This window comes from Streptomyces sp. NPDC002055 (assembly GCF_040296705.1).
In the GTDB taxonomy this organism is placed as follows: domain Bacteria; phylum Actinomycetota; class Actinomycetes; order Streptomycetales; family Streptomycetaceae; genus Streptomyces.
The window spans coordinates 39,196-59,255 of record NZ_JBEOXS010000038.1 but is presented as its reverse complement, the minus strand read 5'-3'; the positions used below and the strand labels follow the sequence as shown (position 1 = coordinate 59,255).

Sequence of the window (20,060 nt, the reverse complement as noted above, 5' to 3'; positions counted from 1 at the left end):
ATGTGCGGGGGTGGGCCCGCGCTGTGCCGGGGTCATGCGTAGCTCCGCTGGGTGGGGTGGACGGACGTGAAGACCAGGGGTTCCTTGTGGAGCACGGGCGGGGCTCCGGTGCCGGTGAACTCCCAGGCGGCGGCGTAGGAGAAGCGTTCGTCGTCGCGCTGGGCCTCGCCGTCGGGGGTGCGGCTCTCCGCACGGAAGTGGCCGCCGCAGGACTCCTCGCGGTGCAGGGCGTCGAGGCACATCAGCTCGGCGAGCTCCAGGTGGTCGGCGACGCGGTTGGCGTGCTCCAGCGACTGGTTGAGCTGCTCCCCGCTGCCGGGCACCCGGACCCGCCGCCAGAACTCCTCGCGCAGCGCGGGGATCCGGTCCAGCGCGGTGCGCAGCCCGGCGTCGTCGCGGGCCATGCCGCAGCGGTCCCAGAGCAGCCGGCCCAGTTCGCGGTGGAAGGATTCGGGGGTGCGGTCGCCGTTCACCGAGAGCAGCAGGTTGAGGTGGTCCTCGGTGTCCGCGACGGCCTCGGTGACTGCCGGGTGGTCCGGGGGTATCTCCTGCCGCGGTGTCCGGGCCAGGTAGTCGCCCATCGAGGTGGGCAGCACGAAGTAGCCGTCGGCGAGGCCCTGCATGAGGGCGCTGGCGCCGAGCCGGTTGGCGCCGTGGTCGGAGAAGTTGGCCTCCCCGACGGCGAACAGGCCCGGCACGGTGGTCCGCAGGTCGTAGTCGACCCAGAGCCCGCCCATGGTGTAGTGGATGGCGGGATAGATGCGCATCGGCACCGCGTACGGGTCCTCGGCGGTGATCCGCTGGTACATCTCGAAGAGGTTGCCGTACTTCGCCTCGACGGCGGCGCGGCCCATCCGGGCGATGGCGTCGGCGAAGTCCAGGTAGACGCCCTGGCCGCCGGGGCCGACGCCGCGCCCTTCGTCGCAGACGCTCTTGGCAGCGCGGGAGGCGATGTCCCGTGGCACCAGGTTGCCGAAGGACGGGTACAGGCGCTCCAGGTAGTAGTCGCGTTCCGCTTCCGGGATCGCGCCGGGCGGCCGGGTGTCGCCCTGGATCCTCGGCACCCAGATGCGGCCGTCGTTGCGGAGCGACTCGCTCATCAGCGTCAGCTTGGACTGGTGGTCGCCGGAGCGCGGGATGCAGGTGGGGTGGATCTGGGTGAAGCAGGGGTTGGCGAACCAGGCGCCACGGCGGTGGGCCCGCCAGATCGCGGTGGCGTTGGAGTTCTTGGCGTTGGTGGACAGGTGGAAGACGTTGCCGTAGCCGCCGGTGGCCAGGACGACGGCGTCGGCGAGGTGCCTGGTGATCCGGCCGGTGATCAGGTCGCGGGCGACGATGCCGCGGGCCCGGCCGTCGACGACGATGAGGTCGAGCATCTCGGTACGGGGGTGCAGTTCGACCCGGCCGGCCGCGATCTGCCGGGAGAGTGCCTGGTATGCGCCGAGCAGCAGCTGCTGGCCCGTCTGGCCGCGGGCGTAGAAGGTGCGGGAGACCTGGACGCCGCCGAAGGAGCGGGTGTCGAGCAGCCCGCCGTACTCGCGGGCGAACGGCACGCCCTGGGCCACGCACTGGTCGATGATCTGCACCGACAGTTCGGCGAGCCGGTGGACGTTGGACTCCCGGGCGCGGAAGTCGCCGCCCTTGACGGTGTCGTGGAACAGCCGGTGCACCGAGTCCCCGTCGTTGCGGTAGTTCTTGGCGGCGTTGATGCCGCCCTGGGCGGCGATGGAGTGGGCACGGCGCGGCGAGTCCTGGTAGCAGAACTGGACGACGCGGTAGCCCTGTTCGGCGAGGGTCGCGCCGGCCGAGCCGCCGGCCAGCCCGGTGCCGACCACGATGACCGTGTGCTTGCGGCGGTTGGCGGGGTTGACCAGGGCGGCCTCGAAGCGGCGGCGGTCCCAGCGCTGTTCGACGGGCCCGGCCGGGGCCCGGGTGTCGGCGAGCGGTTCCCCGGTGCGGTAGGAGGTGTAGCGGGTCATGTCAGTTCACCAGCCCGGTCAGTACGGCGACGGGCACGCTCAGGAAGCCGACGGTCAGCAGGGCGGAGAGGCCGAGGGCCGTCGCCTTGAGCGTCCGGTTCCGGCGGGCGCTGTTGGCGCCGAGGGTCTGCGCCGCGCTCCAGAAGCCGTGATGGATGTGGAGACAGAGGGCGAGCATCGCCACGATGTAGATGCCGCCGCCGTACCAGGTCGAGAAGGAGGCGACGAGATTCTCGTACGGATGGTCCCGCTCGGCCCGCGGGTTCACCGTGAGGGTGGTGAAGTCCAGGATGTGCCACACGATGAAGAGTCCGAGGATCACCCCGCCCCAGCGCATGGTGCGGGTGGCATAGCCGGCCCGGCGCCGCCGGTGGGCGTAGCCCTGCGGCCGGGCGGCCCGGTCCCGCCGCCTGAGCTGGTACGCGGCGACGCCGTGCAGGACGACGCACGCGGTGAGCCCGGTGCGCATGATCCACAGGAACCAGGTGCGGTGCAGGACCGGTGCCCCGATGGTGCGCAGCCAGGCGCCGTACTGGTTGAACTCGTCGGGGCCGAAGAAGACCTTGAGGTTGCCCACCATGTGGGAGACCAGGAAGAGCAGCATGACCACGCCGGTGACGGCCATGACCGCCTTCTTGCCGACGGTCGACCGCCAGACCAGACGCAGGGTGGACAGAGAAGCCGTGGGCGACGAAGCCGCCGTGGACGAAGAGGTCGTGGACGACGTAGCCGCCGTGGAGGATGAAGCCGCCGTGGACGGAGGGTCCGCCCTCGTTGGGAGTGCCATGGTCCTTGACGGTAGGACCGGCCCCTTCGACAGGTCCAAGACATGGTTCGGCTCATCTCCATAGGCAGGGCCTATGGTGGAGGAGTGCAGTTCCAGCAGCTCCGGTACTTCGTCGCGGTGGCCGAGACCCGGCACTTCACCCGGGCCGCCGAGCAGGTCCATGTCGCCCAGCCGTCGTTGTCCCAGCAGATCAGGGCCCTGGAACGGGAGCTGGGCGCGGACCTCTTCAGCCGGGCCCGCGGCCATGTCGCGCTGACCGACGCCGGTGAGGCGCTGCTCCCGCTGGCCCGGCGCATTCTGGCCGACACCGAGACGGCCCGCTACGCGGTGCAGGAGGTGGTGCAGCTGCGGCGCGGCCGGGTGCGCCTCGGGGCCACGCCGAGCCTGTGCACCGGCCTGCTGCCGGACGTGCTGCGCGCCTTCCACGATCGGCATCCGGGGATCGAGCTGCTGCTCGAGGAGAGCGGTTCGCACGACCTGGTGCGCGGGCTGGCCCGGGGCGGGCTCGACCTGGCCCTGCTGATCCTGCCGCTGCCCGCCTCCTCCCCCGCCCTCACGACGACGGAGCTGCTGCGGGAGGACCTCGTGGTGGTGTCGTCGCAGGCCGCCGGGGCGCCGGGCGGGGGCGGCCCGGTCCGGCCCGAGGATCTGCGCGACCAGCCACTGGTGATGTTCCGGCACGGCTACGACCTGCGGGAACTCACCGTCGCGGCCTGCCGGGCGGCGGGCTTCGAGCCGACCTTCGCGGTGGAGGGCGGGGAGCTGGACGCGGTGCTCGGCTTCGTCCGGGCGGGTCTGGGCCTGGCGGTGCTGCCGAGCATGGTCGCCGGACGGGCCGGTCCGGGGCTGCGGAGCACCCCGTTCGCCGCTCCGGGGCTGCGGCGCACCATCGCCCTCGCCCACCGGACGGATGTGGCGCCGCCCCGGGCCGCGCGGGAGCTGCGCCGGGTGCTGCTGGAGCATTTGCGGGATGCCGCGGCTCGGGGGAGGCTGCCTGAAGGCACGGAATTGACCGCCCCCGCCTGAGCTCCGGCCCGGGCAGCCCGGGCTCCGGCCCGGGCACCGGCGACGTTCCGCATTACCGGAGCGGCGCCGGGCAGTCTTGAGGGTGTGTCTCCCAGTGGCTTAGGTGGAACGAGCAACTCGGCACCGCGACCGGCCGGGCTGCGAGAGGGTTCCTTCGACGAGAGGTACCGGCCGTGCTGCACGAACCGAGGACGACCCCCGCGAGCACCCTGACCGAGGCCGTCGCCGAGGCCTACGTGGAGGGCATCTGTTTCAAGACCGGACCGCCCCGGCGGCTCGGTATCGAACTGGAATGGCTGGTCCGGGACCTGCACCAGCCGTCCCGGCCCGTGGACCCCGGCCGGCACGCCGCCGCCGTCGCGGCGCTGCGCCGCCTGCCGCTGCGGTCCCCGCTGACGTTCGAGCCCGGTGGCCAGCTCGAACTCAGCCCCCCTCCGGCCGGCTCGCTCACCGCGTGTGTGGCGCAGGCCGAGGCGGATCTGGCCCTCGTCCGGGCCGCGCTGCGCGAGCACGCGCTGCGCCTGGTGGGCCACGGCCACGACCCGCGGCATCCGCCCCGCCGGCTGCTCACCGCACCCCGGTACGACGCCATGGAGGCGTACTTCGACCGCGGCGGCCCGGCCGGCCGCTCCATGATGTGTTCCTCGGCGTCCGTGCAGGTGTGTCTGGACGCCGGTCACGAGGAGCCGGGCCCGCTGGGGTACGCCCGCCGGTGGCGGCTCGCCCATCTGCTGGGCGCCGTGCTGGTCGCGGCGTTCGCGAACTCCCCGCTGCGCGAGGGCCGGCCCACCGGCTGGCGGTCCACCCGGCAGGCCGTCTGGGCCGAGCTCGACCCGGGCCGGTCGCTCGCCCCGCCCGACGGCCGGGCCCCGCGGGCGGCGTGGACCCGGTACGTGCTCGACGCGCCGGTGATGTGCGTGCGCTGCGACGAGGGGCCCTGGAGCGTTCCGGAGGGGCTGACGTTCCGGGAGTGGATCCGCCGCGGCCTCCCCCGGCCACCGGAACAGGCGGACCTCGACTACCACGTGACGACCCTCTTCCCGCCGGTCCGGCCGCGCGGCCACCTGGAGCTGCGCATGATCGACGCCCAGCGCGGGGACGACGGGTGGCAGGTCCCGCTGGCCGTGACGGCCGCCCTCTTCGACGACCCGGAGGCGTCCGAGACCGTCTACCGGGCGATCAAACCGCTCGCCGAGACCGCCGGTTCCGCTCCGGCGCCCCGCAATCCGCTGTGGCGCGCCGCCGCCCGGCACGGTCTCGCCGACCCCGAACTGCACGCCGCGGCCCTCGTCTGCTTCGCGGCCGCGCAGGAGGCGCTGCCCCGGATCGGGGCGTCCGACGCGCTCCGGGCCGCCGTGGCCGCCTTCACCGACCGCTATGTCGCCCGCGGACGATGTCCCGCCGACGACGTGCTCGACCGCGCTCCAGGGAAGGCTTCAGGGAAGGACATCCGCTCATGACCGCCACCGGCCCCGCCACCGGCCCCCTCACCGAAACAGCCCCTGTCGTCGGTGCCGAGGCGCTCCGGCAGCGGGCCGTCGACGCCCTCCGCACCGCCCGGGAACGCACCGCGCTCCTCACCACCTGCGTCGAGGACCCCGACCTCACCGCCCAGCACTCGCCCCTGATGTCGCCGCTCGTGTGGGACCTGACCCACATCGGCAACCAGGAGGAGCAGTGGCTGCTGCGGACCGTCGGCGGCCGGGAGGCCCTCCGGCCGGACATCGACAAGGTCTACGACGCGTTCGAGCACCCGCGGGCCGAGCGCCCCTCGCTGCCGCTGCTGCCGCCCGCCGAGGCCCGGAGCTATGTCGCCGACGTGCGCAGCCGGGTGCTGGACGTGCTGGAGAGCACCCCGCTGACCGGCGGCCGGCTCATCGACGCCGGGTTCGCCTTCGGGATGATCGCCCAGCACGAGCAGCAGCACGACGAGACGATGCTCATCACCCACCAGTTGCGGCGCGGACCGGCCGCCCTGACCGCTCCCCCGCCGCCGCCCGCACCGGCCGACGCCGCGGGGCTGCCCGCCGAGGTCCTGGTGCCCGGCGGCCCGTTCCTCATGGGGACGTCCACCGAGCCGTGGTCCCTGGACAACGAACGCCCCGGCCACACCCGCGAGGTGCCGGGCTTCTTCCTCGACACGGTGCCGGTCAGCAACGGCGCCTACACCCGCTTCATCGAGGACGGCGGCTACGACGACGCCCGCTGGTGGGCCCCCGAGGGCTGGGCGTACATCCGGGAACACGGCCTGGCCGCGCCGCTGTTCTGGCAGCGCGACGGCCGGGCCTGGCTGCGGCGGCGGTTCGGGGTCACCGAGCCGGTGCCCGCCGAGGAGCCGGTGCTGCACGTCAGCTGGTACGAGGCCGACGCCTACGCGCGCTGGGCCGGGCGCCGGCTGCCCACCGAGGCGGAGTGGGAGAAGGCGGCCCGCCACGACCCGGCCACCGGCCGCTCCCGGCGCTACCCGTGGGGCGACGCCGATCCCTCCCCCGAGCTCGCCAACCTCGGCCAGCGCCATCTGCGGCCCGCCCCCGTGGGCAGCTATCCGGCGGGCGCCTCGCCGCTGGGCGTGCGGCAGCTGATGGGCGATGTGTGGGAGTGGACGTCCAGCGAGTTCCTGCCCTACCCGGGGTTCGCCGCCTTCCCGTACCGGGAGTACTCCGAGGTGTTCTTCGGCGACGGCTACAAGGTGCTCCGCGGCGGCTGCTTCGCCGTCGACCCGGTCGCCTGCCGCGGCACGTTCCGCAACTGGGACCACCCGATCCGGCGGCAGATCTTCTCCGGCTTCCGGACCGCCCGCGACGCCACCCCGGAGGCCGTGTGATCACCCGCCGAGCAGCCCCGCCGCGCGCCGACGGACTCCGCCGCCGGACCACTCGGCCGCACCCGGCCTGTGTCCGGGGCGCCGCCGGGAGGTGGATCTGATGTGCCGTCATATCGCTTACCTGGGACCGGAGACACCGGTCGGCGAGGTCACCCTGCGCCCGCCGCACGGGCTGTTCCGGCAGTCCTGGGCGCCGCGCCGGCAGCGGTACGGCACCGTCAATGCCGACGGCTTCGGCGTCGGCTGGTACGCCCCCGGCGACCCGGTGCCCGCCCGCTACCGCAGGTCCGGACCCATCTGGGCGGACCAGTCGTTCGCCGACCTGGCCCGGGTGGTCCGCACCGGCGCCGTGCTCGCGGCCGTCCGGGACGCCACCGAGGCCGGGGCGGACGGGGAGGCCGCGGCGGCACCGTTCGCCGACGGGCCCTGGCTGTTCAGCCACAACGGCGCCCTCACGGACTGGCCCGGCTCGGCGGCCCCGCTCGCCGCCGGACTGCCCACCGTGGAACTGCTCACCCTGGAGGCCCGCTGCGACTCGGCGCTGGTCTGGGCGCTGATCCGCAACCGGCTGCGCTCCGGGGACGAGCCGGGCCAGGCCCTCGCCGACAGCGCCACCGCGCTCGCCGAGGCCGCCCCCGGCTCCCGGCTCAACTTCCTGCTCACCGACGGGGTGTCGATCGCCGCCACCGCCTGGGGCGACACCCTCTGGCACCTGCACGACCCCGCCCGGCGCTCCGTGGCCGTCGCCTCCGAACCGTACGACGACGACACCCGCTGGACCGAGGTACCCGACCGGACCCTTCTCACCGCCACCCGCACCGATGTCCTCCTGACCCCGCTCAAGGAGCCGAGCCGTTGAGTCCGTTCGCCGTCACCCGCACCCTGCCCGCCGACGCCACCACCGCCGCTCTCCGCTCCGATGTGCAGCGGGGGCTGACCGCCACGCCGAAGCAGCTGCCGCCCAAGTGGTTCTACGACGCCCGCGGCAGCGAGCTGTTCGAGGAGATCACCCGGCTGCCCGAGTACTACCCGACCCGCGCCGAACGGGAGATCCTGATCGACCGGGCCGCCGACATCGCCGCCGCGACCGGGGCCCGCACCCTCGTCGAACTCGGCTCCGGCTCGTCCGAGAAGACCCGGCACCTGCTCGACGCCCTCACCGGTCTGCGCACCTATGTGCCCGTGGACGTCAGCGAGTCGGCGCTCACCCTGGCCGGCCGGGCCCTGCTGGAGGAGCGCCCCGGGCTCACCGTGCACGCCCTGGTCGCCGACTTCCAGCACGGCCTGGACCTCCCGGAGAGCCCCGGGCCGCGGCTGGTGGCCTTCCTCGGCGGCACGCTGGGCAATCTGCTGCCCGCCGAACGCGCCGCGTTCCTCGGCTCGGTCCGGGAGTTCCTCTCCCCCGGCGACGCCCTACTGCTCGGCACCGACCTGGTGAAGGACGAGGCGACGCTGGTCGCGGCGTACGACGACGCGGCCGGGGTCACGGCGGCGTTCAACAAGAACGTGCTGTCCGTCCTCGACCGCGAACTGGGCGCCGACTTCGACCCCGACGCCTTCGACCACGTCGCCGTCTGGGATGCCGGCCACGAGTGGATCGAGATGCGCCTGCGCGCCCGCACCGCGCTGACCGCGAAGATCCCGGCGCTGGACCTGGCGGTCACCTTCGCGGCGGGCGAGGAACTGCGGACCGAGATCTCGGCCAAGTTCCGCCAGGAGACCGTGCGGGAGGAGCTGGCGGCGGCCGGACTGGCGCTGCGCCACTGGTGGACGGACACGGCGGGCCGGTTCGCACTGTCGCTGGCCTTTCCGGAGGACTGACACACCAGCCGTCCGCGGCCGGTTGCTCCGCAGGAGCCCCGGCCGCGGACGAACGGTACGGGGACCTCAGGCGCCCGGTCCGGCCACCTTCACCCCGTCCACCACGATGTCGGCGACGGTGTCGTAGAAGCACAGATGGTCCTTGATCGCGGCGACCTCCGCGAGCGGGTCCGGGTAGGCCCACACCACGTCCTCGCGGAGCTCGCCCGTGCCGTCCCGGTAGGACCAGTACGCGGCGTCGCCCTTGAACGGGCAGTGGGTGCTGGAGACCGTGGCCTCCAGGCGGTCCGTGGCCACGTCCGCCGGGGGCAGGTAGTAGCGGACCGGCAGGCCCGTCTCGTGCACCAGCACCGGGCTGCGGGTCTCGGCGACGACCTGGCCTCCGATCTCGACCCGGACGTGCTGCGAACCGGGGACGGCTTCGACGGTGTGCTTGCGGTGGGGCACGATGCGCTCCTTCGCTGCCGGCTGTGTCCATGTGCAGGTGTGTCATGTGCAGGCTGCGGGCCGCCCGCGGTGCGCGGGCGGACGCTCACCCGGCGTCCTGCCGTCAAGCGTCGTACACCCGGGTTCCTCCCCCGGGCGCCGTTCACCTGCTGTCCACGGTGCCCACGCCCTCGTCCGGCGTGCGGCCGGACGCCGCATCCGGCGGCGTGCCGTGGCTCTCCCTACGTCAACACCCCGTCCGGCCCGCTGATTCCCACCCGCCCGTCCGTGACCTCGCCCGGGTGGAGATCACCCCGGCCGAGACCGCCCCGGTCGAGACCGCCCGGGGAGACATCGCCCGGGCGGAGATCGTCAGGGTGAGGATCCCCCGGCACGCCCCAGTCACCCCGCGGGCCCTCCGTCACCCCGCGGACCGCCGCGTGGGCGGCCCGGGCCAGGGCGCGGCGGTCGGGGTACGCGCCGGCGGGTATCCGCGGCAGCAGGACCAGTTCGGCGACCAGCCCACGGGAGCGGGCGACCCGGCGCACCGAGGTGAGCAGGGTGTCCTCGCCGATGAACGCCGGGACGGCCGTGGGTGAGCGGTCCAGCAGCCGGTAGCGGACGGCGACCGGCTGCACCGGGGCGGAGGCGTCGAGAGCGGCCTGGAACACGGCGTTCCGGAAGCGTCCGTGGCGGCGCCCGCACCAGGTGCTGCCCTCGGGGAAGGCCACCACCGTGCGGCCGGTCCGCAGCACCGAGCCGATCTCGCCGACCGTGCCGGGAAGGGCCCGCAGCCGGGCCCGGTCCACGAAGAGCGTGCCGCCGCGGGCGGCGAGCCGGCCGAGGACCGGGTAGTGCGCGATCTCCGCCTTGGCCAGCATCCGGCCGGGGCGGGCGGCGGCGATGAGCGGGATGTCCAGCCAGGAGACGTGGTTGGCGACGACGAGGGCCCCGGAGGCCGTCCGTTCGGTGTCGCCGCCGGTGATCCGGACCCGTACGCCGAGGGCCGCGACCAGGGCCCGCGACCAGCGGGCGGTGAGCCGGTCGCGGAGCCCCGCGGGGAGCGCGCCGGCCACGGGCGAGAGAAGGACTCCGCACGTCAGCACGGAGAGCAGCGCCGCGTACCGGACCGCCCGGCGCGGCCCCGCCACGGTGGGCGCGGGGCCGGCCAGACAGCGCGGGGCCGTGCACGGGGCGCTGGGCAGCCAGACGCTCATGCCGCCGGGGCGAGGGAGAGGAAGTGGCGGAGGTAGCGCGGGTCGGTGCGCTTCAGGGAGAGCAGGACGTACAGGTCCGCGACGTTGAAGTCGGGGTCGTGGGCGGGCTCCCCGCAGACCCAGGCGCCGAGCCGGAGGTAGCCGCGCAGCAGCGGCGGCAGCGGGGTGCGGCCGGTGGGGGCGACGCCGGTGGGCTGCCACGGCAGGCGCGGCTCGACCCGGTACTCCGGCGGCGCGAGGTGCTTCGCGGAGACCGTGTCCCAGACGCCGGCGGCGAGGGTTCCGCCGTCGGCGAGCGGTATGGAGCAGCAGCCGGCGAGCCACTCGTGCCCGCGGTCCGTCAGGTAGCGGGCGATCCCGGCCCACATCAGCGAGATGACCGCGCCGTCGCGGTGGTCGGGGTGGACGCAGGAGCGGCCGACCTCGACCAGGTCGTGCCGGAGCCCGGCCTGCCGGCCGAGGTCGAACTCGCCCTCGGCGTAGAGCCGCCCGGCGACCGCGGCCCGGTCGGGCGGCAGCAGCCGGTAGGTGCCGACGACGAGGCCGGTGCTCTCCTCGCGGACGAGGAGGTGGTCGCAGTAGGCGTCGAAGGGGTCGATGTCCAGTCCGGGCTCGGTGGTGGCGAGCAGCGCGCCCATCTCCCCGGCGAACACCTCGTGCCGGAGGTGCTGTGCGGCCCGGACGTCCTGTGCGTCGCGGGCGAGGGAGACGGTGTAGCGGGGGCGGACGGCGGCCCGCCGCGGGGCGGGGGCGAGCGGAGGCGAAATCGTCATGCCTCCTGTGTGGCGGCGCGGGCTGGCCGTGACGTGGACGTTTCACGGAGCGCGGGTGTGCGGCGGCTGAATGCTGGGGGCACCCCGCCTCGCGGGCCGTCCCGGGCTGGGGCACGGTGGGAGGAAGACCGCATCGTCCCGTCGGCAGGGAGGGCGCCATGTCCGATCACACCTACCGGGTGACCGAAATCGTCGGATCCTCGCACGAGGGAGTCGATGCCGCAATTCGGAACGGAATCCGACGCGCCGCGCGGACCCTGCGCAATCTGGACTGGTTCGAGGTCACACAGATTCGCGGACACATCGAAGAGGGCGGTATCGAGCACTTCCAGGTCGGACTGAAGGTGGGTTTCCGGCTGGACGACGCCGATGGACCGGGCTCCTGAGGTCCTGCCGGGACGTACGCGTCCGTTCGGGGGCACCGTCGCACGAGCGGCGCAACCCAACGGGCATATAAGGATTAAAACGGGCAAGCTGGGAATAGAGTGGCGGCGGATCGCAGTTCGCCACGTTCCTCAAGGGGAGGACTCCCGTGCCCGTAAGCCTGGATCAGTTGCGCCGATGCACGGTCGCCGTCGACCTCGGGGCGGCGCGGACGAGGGTGTACGTGAAGGACACCGGTCTGGTCGTCGACGAGCCGAGCGTGGCCGCCGTGAACACCCGCAGCGGGGCGCTCCTCGCCGTCGGTGAACTCGCGGAGCGGATGACCGGCCGGACCCCCGATCACATCCGGGTGGTCCGCCCCATCTCCGGTGGCACCGTGGTGGACATCGACATGGCGCAGCGCATGCTCCGTCAGCTCATCGGCGGCAAGCTCCGCAAGGCCTGGCGGCGCAGGCCGACGCTGCGGATCGCGGCCTGCACCCCGCACGACAGCGAGCCGCTGACGCAGCGGGCCGCCGTGGAGACGCTCACCGCGCTCGGCGCCCGCCGGGTGGAGCTGGCGGACACCCTGGTCTGCGCGGCCGTGGGCTGCGGGCTCCCCGTGGAACAGCCCGAGGCGACGATGATCGTGGTGTGCGGCGCCGCGACCTCGCAGGTCGCGGTGCTCTCACTGGGCTCGATCGTCTCCGCCGAGACCATCCCGGTGGGCGGCAACTCCATCGACCACGCGGTCGTCGAGCATCTGCGCAACGAGCACGAGTTGATGCTGCCGAGCCCGGCGGTGCGCCCGCTGCACCTCGTCCTGGGGTCGGTGGAGGAGACGCAGACCGAGGTGCACGGCCGGGACGTCACCACGGGGCTCGCCCGCTCGGTGGTGGTGGACACCGAGGACCTGCGGCGGGTCATCTCCACCCCGCTGACCGGTGTGCTGGACGGCATCCGGACGGTCCTGCGGCGCTGCCCGCCGGACCTGGTCGCCGACCTGTCCGACCGGGGCATCATGCTGGCCGGCGGCAGCGCGCTGCTGCCCGGCCTGGACACCATGCTGAGCCGGGCGACCGGCATGCCCGCCCACACCGCGGAGCGGCCCGACACCTGTGCGGTGCGCGGGCTGGGCGCGATGCTGGAGGGCAAGGTCAGGCCGCTGCACCTGGATCCGCTGGCGAGCTGAGCCCGCGCGGGCCGCGCCAAGAGGCCTTGCACTGTCCCCGCCCGGGTCGGGTGGTTGGGTGCCGTGGGACCTCATCGGGCGCTCGTTGCGCAGGACCTCCAAGGCGCCGGGGGCGGGTACGTGTTCCGTACCCGCCCCCGGCGTCTCTCAGGTCCTGCCCTCCCGCTCCTGCGCGTCGCGCAGTGCGGCCGACGGTGTCGCCCAACGGGCCCGCACCACCCGGAATCCGGCGCGCTCGCAGGCGTCGCAGACCAGCTCGTCGTCGTCCACGAACATCCGGATCTCCCGGCCGCGGGCGAGCCGGCGCAGGATCTCCGGTTTGACGTGGCGGGCCGGACGCCGGTCACTGTTGGGCCGCATCAGCAGCCGCCCCTCCGGCAGGCCGTGCGCGGCCAGCCAGTCCAGGGTGTCCCGGCGGCACCGCTCGGGGCGCCCGGTCACGTACACCACCTCGCACTCGGCCGCGCTGCTCAGCGCGAGTTCGACGCCCTCGCCGAGCGGCGGGTCCTGCGGGGCCGCGGCGAAGAAGCCGTCCCAGTCGCGCGGGCGGCGCTCCAGGAAGTGCTGCCGGTGGGCGGTGCCGGCCAGCGTGCCGTCCAGGTCGAAGACGGCGAGCGGCCGGGCTCCGCCGGTCACGAGGCGTCCGCCAGGGACAGTGCGTGCAGCCGCTCCGGCGGTCCGGGGCGGGCGTAGTACCAGCCCTGGGCGGTGTCGCAGCCGAGGATCCGCAGATGCTCGGCCTGGGTTCCGGTCTCCACGCCTTCCACCGTAACCGCGAGGTCGAGGGTGTGGGCGAGCGAGACCACCCCCTCCACGATCTTGATGTCGATCGGGTCGGCCGGGTCCTGCTGCATGCCCCGGGTGAACGAACGGTCCAGTTTGAGCGTACTCACCGGCATACGGCGCAGATTGGAGAGATTGGAGTAGCCCGTGCCGAAGTCGTCCAGAGCGATGTCCACGCCCAGGTCGGCGAGTTGCCGCAGCGGCTTCAGCAGCGACTCGTCGGCGCCGATCAGCGCGGACTCGGTCACCTCCAGGCACAGACCGCTGGGGTCGAGCCCGGCGTCCTTGAGCACGTCCACCGTGTCCCGGACCAGGCCCGGGTGCCGGAGCTGGAACGGCGAGAGGTTGACGTTGACCCGCAGCGGCTCCCGGCTCGCCCCGAACTGCCAGTCGCGGGCCTGCCGTACGGCCTCCTCCAGCACCCAGCGGCCCAGCGGCACGATCAGCCCGGTGTCCTCGGCCAGCGGGATGAACTGGTCGGGGCCGAGGACCCCGCACCGCGGATGGCACCAGCGCACCAGGGCCTCCGCGCCGTGCACGATGCCGTCGCTGAGCCGGACGAGCGGCTGGTACTCGATGAAGAACTCGCCGCGCTCCAGGGCCATCGGAAGGCTGGTGGTCAGCGCATGCCGGGTGATGGCCACGACGTCGGCCTCGGGATCGGCGTGCTCGTAGCGGTTGCCGCCGGCGGCCTTGGCCCGGTACATGGTGATGTCCGCGCTGCGCAGCACCTCCGCCGGGCCCAGTTCCCCCGCGGGCCCGTCGACGATGCCGATGCTGCCCCGGACCGGGAGTTCGCGGCCGTCCAGCGTGACCGGTTCGGCGAGCGCGCCCAGGATCCGGCGGGCGAGGGCGGTCACGTCCTCCTGCGTCGCCGGGTCCTGGATGAGCGCCACGAACTCGTCGCCGCCGATCCGGGCGATCAGTTGCTCCTCGGAGGTCAGGCAGGTCTGCAGCCGGTCGGCCACGGCCACCAGCAGCTGATCGCCCACGGCGTGTCCGAGGCTGTCGTTGACCGCCTTGAACCCGTCGAGGTCGAGGTAGCACAGCCCGAAGCGGGCGGCGCCGCTCCGGGTGCCGAGCGCCGCCTCCAGGCGCTCGAAGAACAGCGTCCGGTTGGGCAGCCCGGTCAGCGCGTCATGCGTCGCCTCGTACCGCAACTGCTCGTGCAGCAGCCGCCGTTCGGTGATGTCCTCCATCAGCGCGAGCATGTACTGCGGGTCGCCCGCGGCGTCCCGCAGCAGCGAGACCGTGAGGTCGGTCCAGAGCACGGTCCCGTCGGTGCGGTAGTACGGCTTGTCGATCCGGTAGTGGTCGCGCTCGCCCTGGGCCACCTCGCGCTGCAGGTTCCAGACGCCCGGTGTGTCGTCCGGGTGCGCCCACTCGGTGACCCGGCGGCCGCGGAGATGGTTCTCCAGACCGCCGAACATCCGCAGCAGCGCATCGTTGACGTCGAGGATGTTCCCGTCCATGTCCGAGATCCCGATGCCCACGGTGGCGCCCTCGAAGACCGCCCGGAACCGCGCCTCACTGGTGTGCAGCGCCTTCTCCGCCTCGGCCTGCGCGCGCAGCGCGGCCCGGGACATGGCCTCCTGCTCACCGAGCGTGCGCTCGCGCAGGGCCTGCGCGAAGCCGGCGGCGATGGAGTGCTGCAGCCGCACACTCCGGGCCCGGCTCTCCTCCGCCGGCAGGGTCTCGCAGGGCAGGCAGTACAGCACCAGGTACGCGTCGACCACCCCGAGCGACCGGGGCAGCGACCCGGGGTCGGTGCAGTGGGCGGCGACCAGCGCCTCCCCCACCCCCACGCCCGGGTTCGGGTCGAACGGCCGCGCGGCGAGCGCGTCCCGGAGCTGTCGCGCCAGCGGTACGAGGAACTCCTCGAACTCGGCGCGCGTCATCGAGGTGGCCGTGGCCGGGTAGATGGCCCGGCTCCATATCCGCGCGAAGCGCCGCAGGCGGCTCTCCGGTCCGTCGGCGTCCGGATCGTCGCGTTCGGGATGCCCGGTTTCCCCGGGGGGTCTGGTCACGCCTTGTACCCCACGCCGGCAAAGCCGGTGAAGACCACCGGGTCCTCGTGCTCGGGCGGAGTGTCCGGACGCCAGTCCGGCATCGCGACCAGACCGGGGTCGGCGAAGGTGAAGCCGTCGAAGAACCGCTCGACCTGCGCCCGCGACCGCATGATCAGCTGAGAGCTCGCTTTCCGGTACACCTGTTCCACCCTTTCGCCCTGCTCGGAGGATGTGGGCCCGCCCTCGGTCGAGGCGTGGGTCAGCACCAGGACGCTGCCCGGGGCGAGGGCGTCCCGGAGTTCGGCGACCGCCGCCCACGGCTCGTCCTCGTCGACGAGGAAGTGCAGTACGGCCACCAGCAGCAGCGCGACCGGACGGTCGAGATCCAACAGCCCGCCCGACGCGACGCTGTCCAGGATGCTCCGCGGCTTGCGCAGATCGGCCGCGACGACGGAGGCGTGCGCGTTGCCCTCCAGGACGGCGCGGCTGTGCGCGACGGCGACCGGGTCGTTGTCGACGTAGACGACCCGGGCCCCGGGGCCGGCGTCCTGCGCGACCTCGTGGACGTTGCCGAACGTGGGTATGCCGGAGCCGATGTCGAGGAACTGGGTGACGCCGCGGTCCACCGCGTAGCGCACCGCGCGGCGCATGAACGCCCGGTTCGCTTGCATGATCTTGGGCAGCCCCGGCATGATCTCGATCGCCCTGCGGGCGGCTTCCCGGTCGACCTCGAAGTTGTGCGAGCCCCCCAAGTAGTAGTCGTAGATACGGGAAACGCTCGGCACGGAAAGGTCGATGCCCTGAGGGGCCCAGGAGGGGCGCTCCATCTAAGTCTCCAGCTGTCAGCCATGGTTGGTCCGGCCATGTTCATGCCGCTGTCCACCTGAGGCTACTGAACCGCCCGTCAACAGCGGAACCTCAAACGGAAATCTTCGGTCCGTTCTCGTCACAGACCGCAGGCAAGTGCGCCGGGCGCGCACGTGGTGTTGCGCCGGGCGCACGGGGCGCGCAGCCCGGGACGCCGCCCCCGGGTCCGGGCATCGGCCGTGCGAGGCCCGGCAGAACTCGGTTGAACGTCAACTCCGGTGATCCTCAATCGAGTTCATCGAGCTGACGATCAACCGGCCTTCGCATCAGTCGGGTTCATCGACCGTGTGAGCAATTTCGCTTCTGTGACAGCTGCTTCACGGACTCCGCGAACGGCCTCGGTACGGCGGTCCGGCGGGAGCCTCCGGGTGGGCCGAGTGCCCCGCGGCGGCGGATCAAACCCGGGCCGCCCGTGATCCATCCCTTCGGGGGGAACCTCGGCCACACCATGGCCGAAAGGCGCGGCCACGACGCAGGATCGCCGCGTGAACGCATGGCACCGGGTGGGGGTTCGCGGCGGCCGGCAGGTGCGCCGCGCGGTGGTCGTCCTCGCGAGCGCGCTGCTCGGGACGGCGGTGGGGGCAGGGCTGTTGGGCGTGGCCGAGCGGCCCGCCGCCGCTTGGGACGGTCCCGACGTCCGGGTCACCACCCCTGCACGGCCGCTCCCGGTGCCCGGCCGCCGGGGGACGGCTTGGCGGCAGGTTCCGGAGGTGCGGATCACGGTACCCGGCCGGCACGTCACCGTGGCGCGGCCCCGGATTCCGCCGCCCCGGATTCCGCCGCCCCGGGTCACCGCTCCCCGACGGACCGGAGGGCCCGAGGTATGGGTGACGGCCTCGGCCGGGGGCGCCGTGGCCGAGGCCGAGGTGTGCCCGGGATCGGCGCCGTGGCCGACCGCCTCCGCCGGTGCGGGCGGCGCCGTGGCCCGGGTCACCTGCCGTCGGCCGGCCCCGCCTCCGCCGGCACAGGCACCGGCGCCGCCCGCCGTACGGCCGCCCGCACCGCACCACCCGACCTCCGCGCCCCGCCCGTCCCGGCCACCGTCGTCGTCGCCGTCGGTGGCGCCGCCGGCTCCGCGGCCCTCCCCGCCGTCCGCCGTCCCGTCACCGCCCGCCCGGCCGGAGGGGTCGCACCGCCCGTCGGCCCGTCCGTCGGCCCGTCCGTCGGTGGCGCCGTCGCCGGCCGCCCTGGCCCGTCCCGGCTACCGCAAGACGGTGCGGAAGAAACCGCCGGGCGGGGGCTCGGTGGTCGTCTTCACCCTGCTCATCACGGCGCCCGCGGTGCTCGCCGCGGCAGCGCTGCGGCCCCGCTCACGACGCTAGGCCCGGTCGTCGAACTCCCGTCTGCTCCCCGACGCCCTGCACCCTCCCCCGCTGCCCGAAGGGCGCGGGAGGTGGCCCCACTCGCCGCACCGGGCCCTGACCCGAGTACGTCCGGTACGAGGCTCAGGGCCCGGCACGCCGAGAGCACGCACCTGACGCCGCGGAGCCCGCCCTCCGGGCGGACGACGGGAGTTCGACGACAGGACCCAGGACGTGTCACCACCGTCACGCCCCGACTCCCGCCCGGCGCTTCCGGCCGTGCCCCGCTCCGGCCCGCGGCCCGTGCCGCCCGACCCGACGAACCCGCCCACGGAAGGACTTCCATGCCCGGATGGCTGGTATTGACCATCGCCATGGCCGCCGCCTGCACCGTCGTACTCACCATCGTGCTGCTCCACCAGCGCCGCGTCGCCGAGGACGACGACCCCTCGGAGACGCCCGATGTGCTCGACTACATGACGATGATGATCGGCGTGGTCTACGCCATCGTGCTGGGCCTGGCCATCGCCGGTGTGTGGGAGGCCCGGGGCGCGGCCGAGGACGGCGTGCGGACCGAGGCCCAGGCGCTGCACGAGGTGAGCGCCCGCGCCGAGGTCTACGCGCCGGCCGCACGCGAGCGCATCCGCCGGGACATCGACGCCTACGTGCGCCATGTGGTCACCGAGGAGTGGCCCCGCATGGCCGACGACGACGGACTCACCGCGCGCGGAACCGCGCTGATGGCCCGGGTGCGCAACGACGTGGCCGGACATGTTCCCCGCTCGGAGCTGGAGAACCAGGCCTACCAGCCGATGGTGGATCACATCGCCGCGGCCGACGACGCCCGCGGCGCCCGGGCCCGGAACGCCGGTGCCACGATGCCGGGCGTGGTGTGGTTCGGCCTCATCACCGGTGCGGTGGTGACCGTCGGGATGATCTTCGTGCTGCAGATCCGGCGGACCGGGCGCGAACTGCTGCTGGCCGGGCTGTTCAGCGCGCTCATTGCATTCCTGCTCTTCCTGATCTGGTACTTCGACACACCGCTCGGCCGGGGGGCCGCGGATTCGGCCGCGCCGTTCCTCGACCTCTTCCCGCGCGCTGCCGGAACGGGCGGTTGACGCGACGGGTCACGGCACCACCCCGCGCGCCGTTCCGGCGAGGTGACGGTACGTCGGAACGGGGCAATCCGGTCACCCGCGCGGCCCCGTCGACGGGCAGCCCCGCTCCGCTGCCTGTTCGCTCGTGGTGAGGCGCGGCCCCGCCGACTTCGCGGAACCGCTTCCGTGACCGCGCCTCACGGGAGACCGTCATGCGCCCACGCCGCCTCCTCCTCGGCGGAGTCCTCGCCGCGGCCACCGCGCTGGGCAGCGCCGGGGCAGCACATCCCGCGGCCGGCGGCCCGGTCGTCGTCGAACCGGCCCCGGCCGTCGCGGGCAGCCTGGTCGCCGTGTCCGACGGGGGCAACTGCCGCGGTTCCGGCGGGCTCGTCACCTTCCGGCGCGGCGACACCCCGGCGCGGATCCCGAGCCTCCGGCTCACGCCGCTGCGCGACCGGGTGGGCGGCGCGACCACCGTGCCGCTCCACACCCGGCCCGGCACGTACACCGCCTCCCTGATGTGCCACCACGACGACGGGCGGGTGACGGGGCCGTTCACCGGCACCCTCCGCGTCGTCGGGGAGGGGGAGGGCCCGGACCCGGACAACGCAAGTCGGGACGACGGAAGCCGGGACAACGGGAGCCGGGGCGGCGATGACCGGGGCGGCGGACACCGGGACATCGACCGTCCGCGCGGGGCCACGCAGGCGGGTGCGGGCGGCACCGCCGGGAACGCCTGGAAGGCCGGTGCGGGAGCGACCCTCGTGGCGGCGGCGCTGTCCGGCGCCGTCCTGCTGCACCGCCGCCGCACCCGGCGCGGGCAGGGCTGACCGGCCGCATGGGCGGTACGGACAGGGGCGGACCGGGCAGGGGCGGTACGAGCGGGGGTGGTACGGACAAGGGCGGTACGGACAAGGGCGGCACAGGCAGGAGCAGTACGGAGGCGGACGGCGCCGGGCGCTGGGGCACGGCCGCCGTGATCACCGGCCTGCTCGCCGGGGCCTGGCTGCTCGGCGACGCCGAGGACGCCCCGCCCCGCCCCGAGCCCGTCACAGCGACCACCGGGCAGCTGGCCGCGGGGCCGGACCGCGCCCCGGGCCGGCCGATGCGCCCCGCGGCCCCGGTCCGGGTGCGGATCCCCGTCATCGGGGTGGACGCACCGGTCACGCGGCTGGCCCTGGAGCCCTCGGGCCGGCTGGCGACCCCGCCGGCGGGGCTGCGCAACCTCGCCGGGTGGTGGGCGGACGGACCGTCACCCGGGCAGCGCGGGAACGCCGTCCTGGCCGGGCACGTCGACACCGCCGACGGCCGCGCGGTGTTCTTCGCCCTCGGCTCGCTGCGCCGCAACCACACCGTGGAGGTGGACCGCTCCGACGGCAGCCGGGCCGTCTTCGCGGTCGACGCCGTCGAGCTCCACGCCAAGGAGCACTTCCCGGACCGCCGGGTCTACGGGCCGACCACCCGCCCCGAACTCCGCCTGATCACCTGCGGCGGAACCTTCACCCGGGAGTCCGGCTACCAGGCCAACGTGGTCGTCTACGCGCACCTGGTGGCGCCCGGCGGATCCGCGGGAAACCGTGCCGGATAGCCTCGCC

20 protein-coding genes are annotated in these 20,060 nt (G+C 74.0%); 12 read left to right on the top strand and 8 right to left on the bottom strand.

What is annotated here, in order from left to right; all coding sequences use genetic code 11:
- Positions 1–32 precede the first annotated feature (32 nt).
- Together ABT112_RS23100 and ABT112_RS23095 are read right to left on the bottom strand one after the other, a co-directional pair.
- Complete coding sequence (locus ABT112_RS23100; RefSeq protein ID WP_351512457.1) at positions 33–1,979, bottom strand: fumarate reductase/succinate dehydrogenase flavoprotein subunit; 1,947 nt, start codon at positions 1,977–1,979, stop codon at positions 33–35.
- A gap of 1 nt (position 1,980) precedes the next feature.
- Positions 1,981–2,604 (bottom strand): succinate dehydrogenase cytochrome b subunit, encoded by a 624-nt coding sequence (locus tag ABT112_RS23095; protein WP_351512455.1) that lies wholly within the window; start codon positions 2,602–2,604, stop codon positions 1,981–1,983.
- Here ABT112_RS23095 and ABT112_RS23090 point away from each other — a divergent pair.
- The 6 genes from ABT112_RS23090 to egtD all read left to right on the top strand — a co-directional run bounded on the left by ABT112_RS23090 (position 2,582) and on the right by egtD (position 8,437).
- Complete coding sequence (locus tag ABT112_RS23090; protein ID WP_351512453.1) at positions 2,582–2,830, top strand: hypothetical protein; 249 nt, start codon at positions 2,582–2,584, stop codon at positions 2,828–2,830. The two genes, ABT112_RS23095 and ABT112_RS23090, sit on opposite strands and share 23 nt — an antisense overlap.
- 20 nt (positions 2,831–2,850) lie before the next feature.
- On the top strand, positions 2,851–3,792 hold the full coding sequence (locus tag ABT112_RS23085; protein WP_351512451.1) for a LysR substrate-binding domain-containing protein: 942 nt from the start codon (positions 2,851–2,853) through the stop codon (positions 3,790–3,792).
- 173 nt (positions 3,793–3,965) lie between these two features.
- Positions 3,966–5,252 (top strand): ergothioneine biosynthesis glutamate--cysteine ligase EgtA, encoded by a 1,287-nt coding sequence (gene egtA / locus ABT112_RS23080; RefSeq protein WP_351512449.1) that lies wholly within the window; start codon positions 3,966–3,968, stop codon positions 5,250–5,252.
- Positions 5,249–6,616 carry an ergothioneine biosynthesis protein EgtB gene (gene egtB / locus ABT112_RS23075; RefSeq protein WP_351512447.1) on the top strand — a complete coding sequence of 456 codons (1,368 nt, stop codon included), beginning with the start codon at positions 5,249–5,251 and terminating at the stop codon, positions 6,614–6,616. Before egtA ends, egtB begins: the two co-directional genes overlap by 4 nt.
- 100 nt (positions 6,617–6,716) lie before the next feature.
- The gene (gene egtC, locus ABT112_RS23070) at positions 6,717–7,475 is read left to right on the top strand and encodes an ergothioneine biosynthesis protein EgtC (RefSeq protein ID WP_351512445.1); all 759 of its coding nucleotides are present in this window, start codon (positions 6,717–6,719) and stop codon (positions 7,473–7,475) included.
- Positions 7,472–8,437, top strand: coding sequence for an L-histidine N(alpha)-methyltransferase (gene egtD / locus ABT112_RS23065; RefSeq protein WP_351512443.1), 966 nt, complete (start codon positions 7,472–7,474; stop codon positions 8,435–8,437). The genes egtC and egtD overlap by 4 nt, the downstream gene beginning before the upstream one ends.
- A 66-nt stretch (positions 8,438–8,503) precedes the next feature.
- Here the strand turns inward: egtD and ABT112_RS23060 are convergent, their stop codons facing one another.
- The 3 genes from ABT112_RS23060 to ABT112_RS23050 form a co-directional block, all read right to left on the bottom strand.
- Positions 8,504–8,884 (bottom strand): DUF427 domain-containing protein, encoded by a 381-nt coding sequence (locus tag ABT112_RS23060; protein ID WP_351512441.1) that lies wholly within the window; start codon positions 8,882–8,884, stop codon positions 8,504–8,506.
- A 221-nt stretch (positions 8,885–9,105) separates the two neighbouring features.
- Complete coding sequence (locus tag ABT112_RS23055) at positions 9,106–10,080, bottom strand: lysophospholipid acyltransferase family protein (RefSeq protein ID WP_351512439.1); 975 nt, start codon at positions 10,078–10,080, stop codon at positions 9,106–9,108.
- Positions 10,077–10,853: a GNAT family N-acetyltransferase gene (locus tag ABT112_RS23050; protein ID WP_351512437.1), complete on the bottom strand. Its 777-nt coding sequence runs from the start codon at positions 10,851–10,853 to the stop codon at positions 10,077–10,079. The genes ABT112_RS23055 and ABT112_RS23050 overlap by 4 nt, the downstream gene beginning before the upstream one ends.
- A 158-nt stretch (positions 10,854–11,011) precedes the next feature.
- Here ABT112_RS23050 and ABT112_RS23045 point away from each other — a divergent pair, with 158 nt between their 5' ends.
- Complete coding sequence (locus ABT112_RS23045) at positions 11,012–11,239, top strand: dodecin (RefSeq protein WP_351512435.1); 228 nt, start codon at positions 11,012–11,014, stop codon at positions 11,237–11,239.
- Between the two features lie 146 nt (positions 11,240–11,385).
- Positions 11,386–12,408 carry a rod shape-determining protein gene (locus ABT112_RS23040; RefSeq protein ID WP_351512434.1) on the top strand — a complete coding sequence of 341 codons (1,023 nt, stop codon included), beginning with the start codon at positions 11,386–11,388 and terminating at the stop codon, positions 12,406–12,408.
- Positions 12,409–12,555: 147 nt separating this feature from the next.
- Here ABT112_RS23040 and ABT112_RS23035 read toward each other — a convergent pair whose 3' ends face one another.
- From ABT112_RS23035 to ABT112_RS23025, 3 genes are read right to left on the bottom strand one after another with little or no spacing between them, the layout of a single operon-like run.
- A complete protein-coding gene (locus tag ABT112_RS23035; protein WP_351512432.1) occupies positions 12,556–13,044 on the bottom strand; it encodes a phosphatase domain-containing protein in 489 nt (162 codons plus the stop codon).
- The gene (locus ABT112_RS23030; protein WP_351512430.1) at positions 13,041–15,218 is read right to left on the bottom strand and encodes a putative bifunctional diguanylate cyclase/phosphodiesterase; all 2,178 of its coding nucleotides are present in this window, start codon (positions 15,216–15,218) and stop codon (positions 13,041–13,043) included. The genes ABT112_RS23035 and ABT112_RS23030 overlap by 4 nt, the downstream gene beginning before the upstream one ends.
- The gene (locus ABT112_RS23025) at positions 15,215–16,027 is read right to left on the bottom strand and encodes an SAM-dependent methyltransferase (RefSeq protein ID WP_351512428.1); all 813 of its coding nucleotides are present in this window, start codon (positions 16,025–16,027) and stop codon (positions 15,215–15,217) included. Before ABT112_RS23025 ends, ABT112_RS23030 begins: the two co-directional genes overlap by 4 nt.
- Before the next feature lie 525 nt (positions 16,028–16,552).
- On the opposite strand from ABT112_RS23025, the gene ABT112_RS23020 reads away from it, so the two are divergent.
- From ABT112_RS23020 to ABT112_RS23005, 4 genes are all read left to right on the top strand, one after another.
- A complete protein-coding gene (locus ABT112_RS23020; protein ID WP_351512426.1) occupies positions 16,553–17,389 on the top strand; it encodes a hypothetical protein in 837 nt (278 codons plus the stop codon).
- Positions 17,390–17,712: 323 nt separating this feature from the next.
- Positions 17,713–18,486, top strand: a complete 774-nt coding sequence (locus tag ABT112_RS23015) for a bestrophin-like domain (protein WP_351512424.1) — start codon at positions 17,713–17,715, stop codon at positions 18,484–18,486.
- 191 nt (positions 18,487–18,677) lie between these two features.
- A complete protein-coding gene (locus ABT112_RS23010) occupies positions 18,678–19,295 on the top strand; it encodes a hypothetical protein (RefSeq protein ID WP_351512422.1) in 618 nt (205 codons plus the stop codon).
- Positions 19,296–19,303: 8 nt separating this feature from the next.
- Complete coding sequence (locus ABT112_RS23005; RefSeq protein WP_351512420.1) at positions 19,304–20,053, top strand: class F sortase; 750 nt, start codon at positions 19,304–19,306, stop codon at positions 20,051–20,053.
- The last annotated feature ends 7 nt before the right edge of the window (positions 20,054–20,060 follow it).

Coding starts and splice junctions, on each gene's coding strand:
- ABT112_RS23100 (WP_351512457.1), bottom strand. CDS start 1,979: ATGACCCGCTACACCTCCTACCGCACCGGGGAACCGCTCGCCGACACC.
- ABT112_RS23090 (WP_351512453.1), top strand. CDS start 2,582: ATGACCACGCCGGTGACGGCCATGACCGCCTTCTTGCCGACGGTCGAC.
- ABT112_RS23095 (WP_351512455.1), bottom strand. CDS start 2,604: ATGGCCGTCACCGGCGTGGTCATGCTGCTCTTCCTGGTCTCCCACATG.
- egtB (WP_351512447.1), top strand. CDS start 5,249: ATGACCGCCACCGGCCCCGCCACCGGCCCCCTCACCGAAACAGCCCCT.
- egtC (WP_351512445.1), top strand. CDS start 6,717: ATGTGCCGTCATATCGCTTACCTGGGACCGGAGACACCGGTCGGCGAG.
- ABT112_RS23055 (WP_351512439.1), bottom strand. CDS start 10,080: ATGAGCGTCTGGCTGCCCAGCGCCCCGTGCACGGCCCCGCGCTGTCTG.
- ABT112_RS23050 (WP_351512437.1), bottom strand. CDS start 10,853: ATGACGATTTCGCCTCCGCTCGCCCCCGCCCCGCGGCGGGCCGCCGTC.
- ABT112_RS23045 (WP_351512435.1), top strand. CDS start 11,012: ATGTCCGATCACACCTACCGGGTGACCGAAATCGTCGGATCCTCGCAC.
- ABT112_RS23025 (WP_351512428.1), bottom strand. CDS start 16,027: ATGGAGCGCCCCTCCTGGGCCCCTCAGGGCATCGACCTTTCCGTGCCG.
- ABT112_RS23015 (WP_351512424.1), top strand. CDS start 17,713: ATGCCCGGATGGCTGGTATTGACCATCGCCATGGCCGCCGCCTGCACC.
- ABT112_RS23010 (WP_351512422.1), top strand. CDS start 18,678: ATGCGCCCACGCCGCCTCCTCCTCGGCGGAGTCCTCGCCGCGGCCACC.
- ABT112_RS23005 (WP_351512420.1), top strand. CDS start 19,304: ATGGGCGGTACGGACAGGGGCGGACCGGGCAGGGGCGGTACGAGCGGG.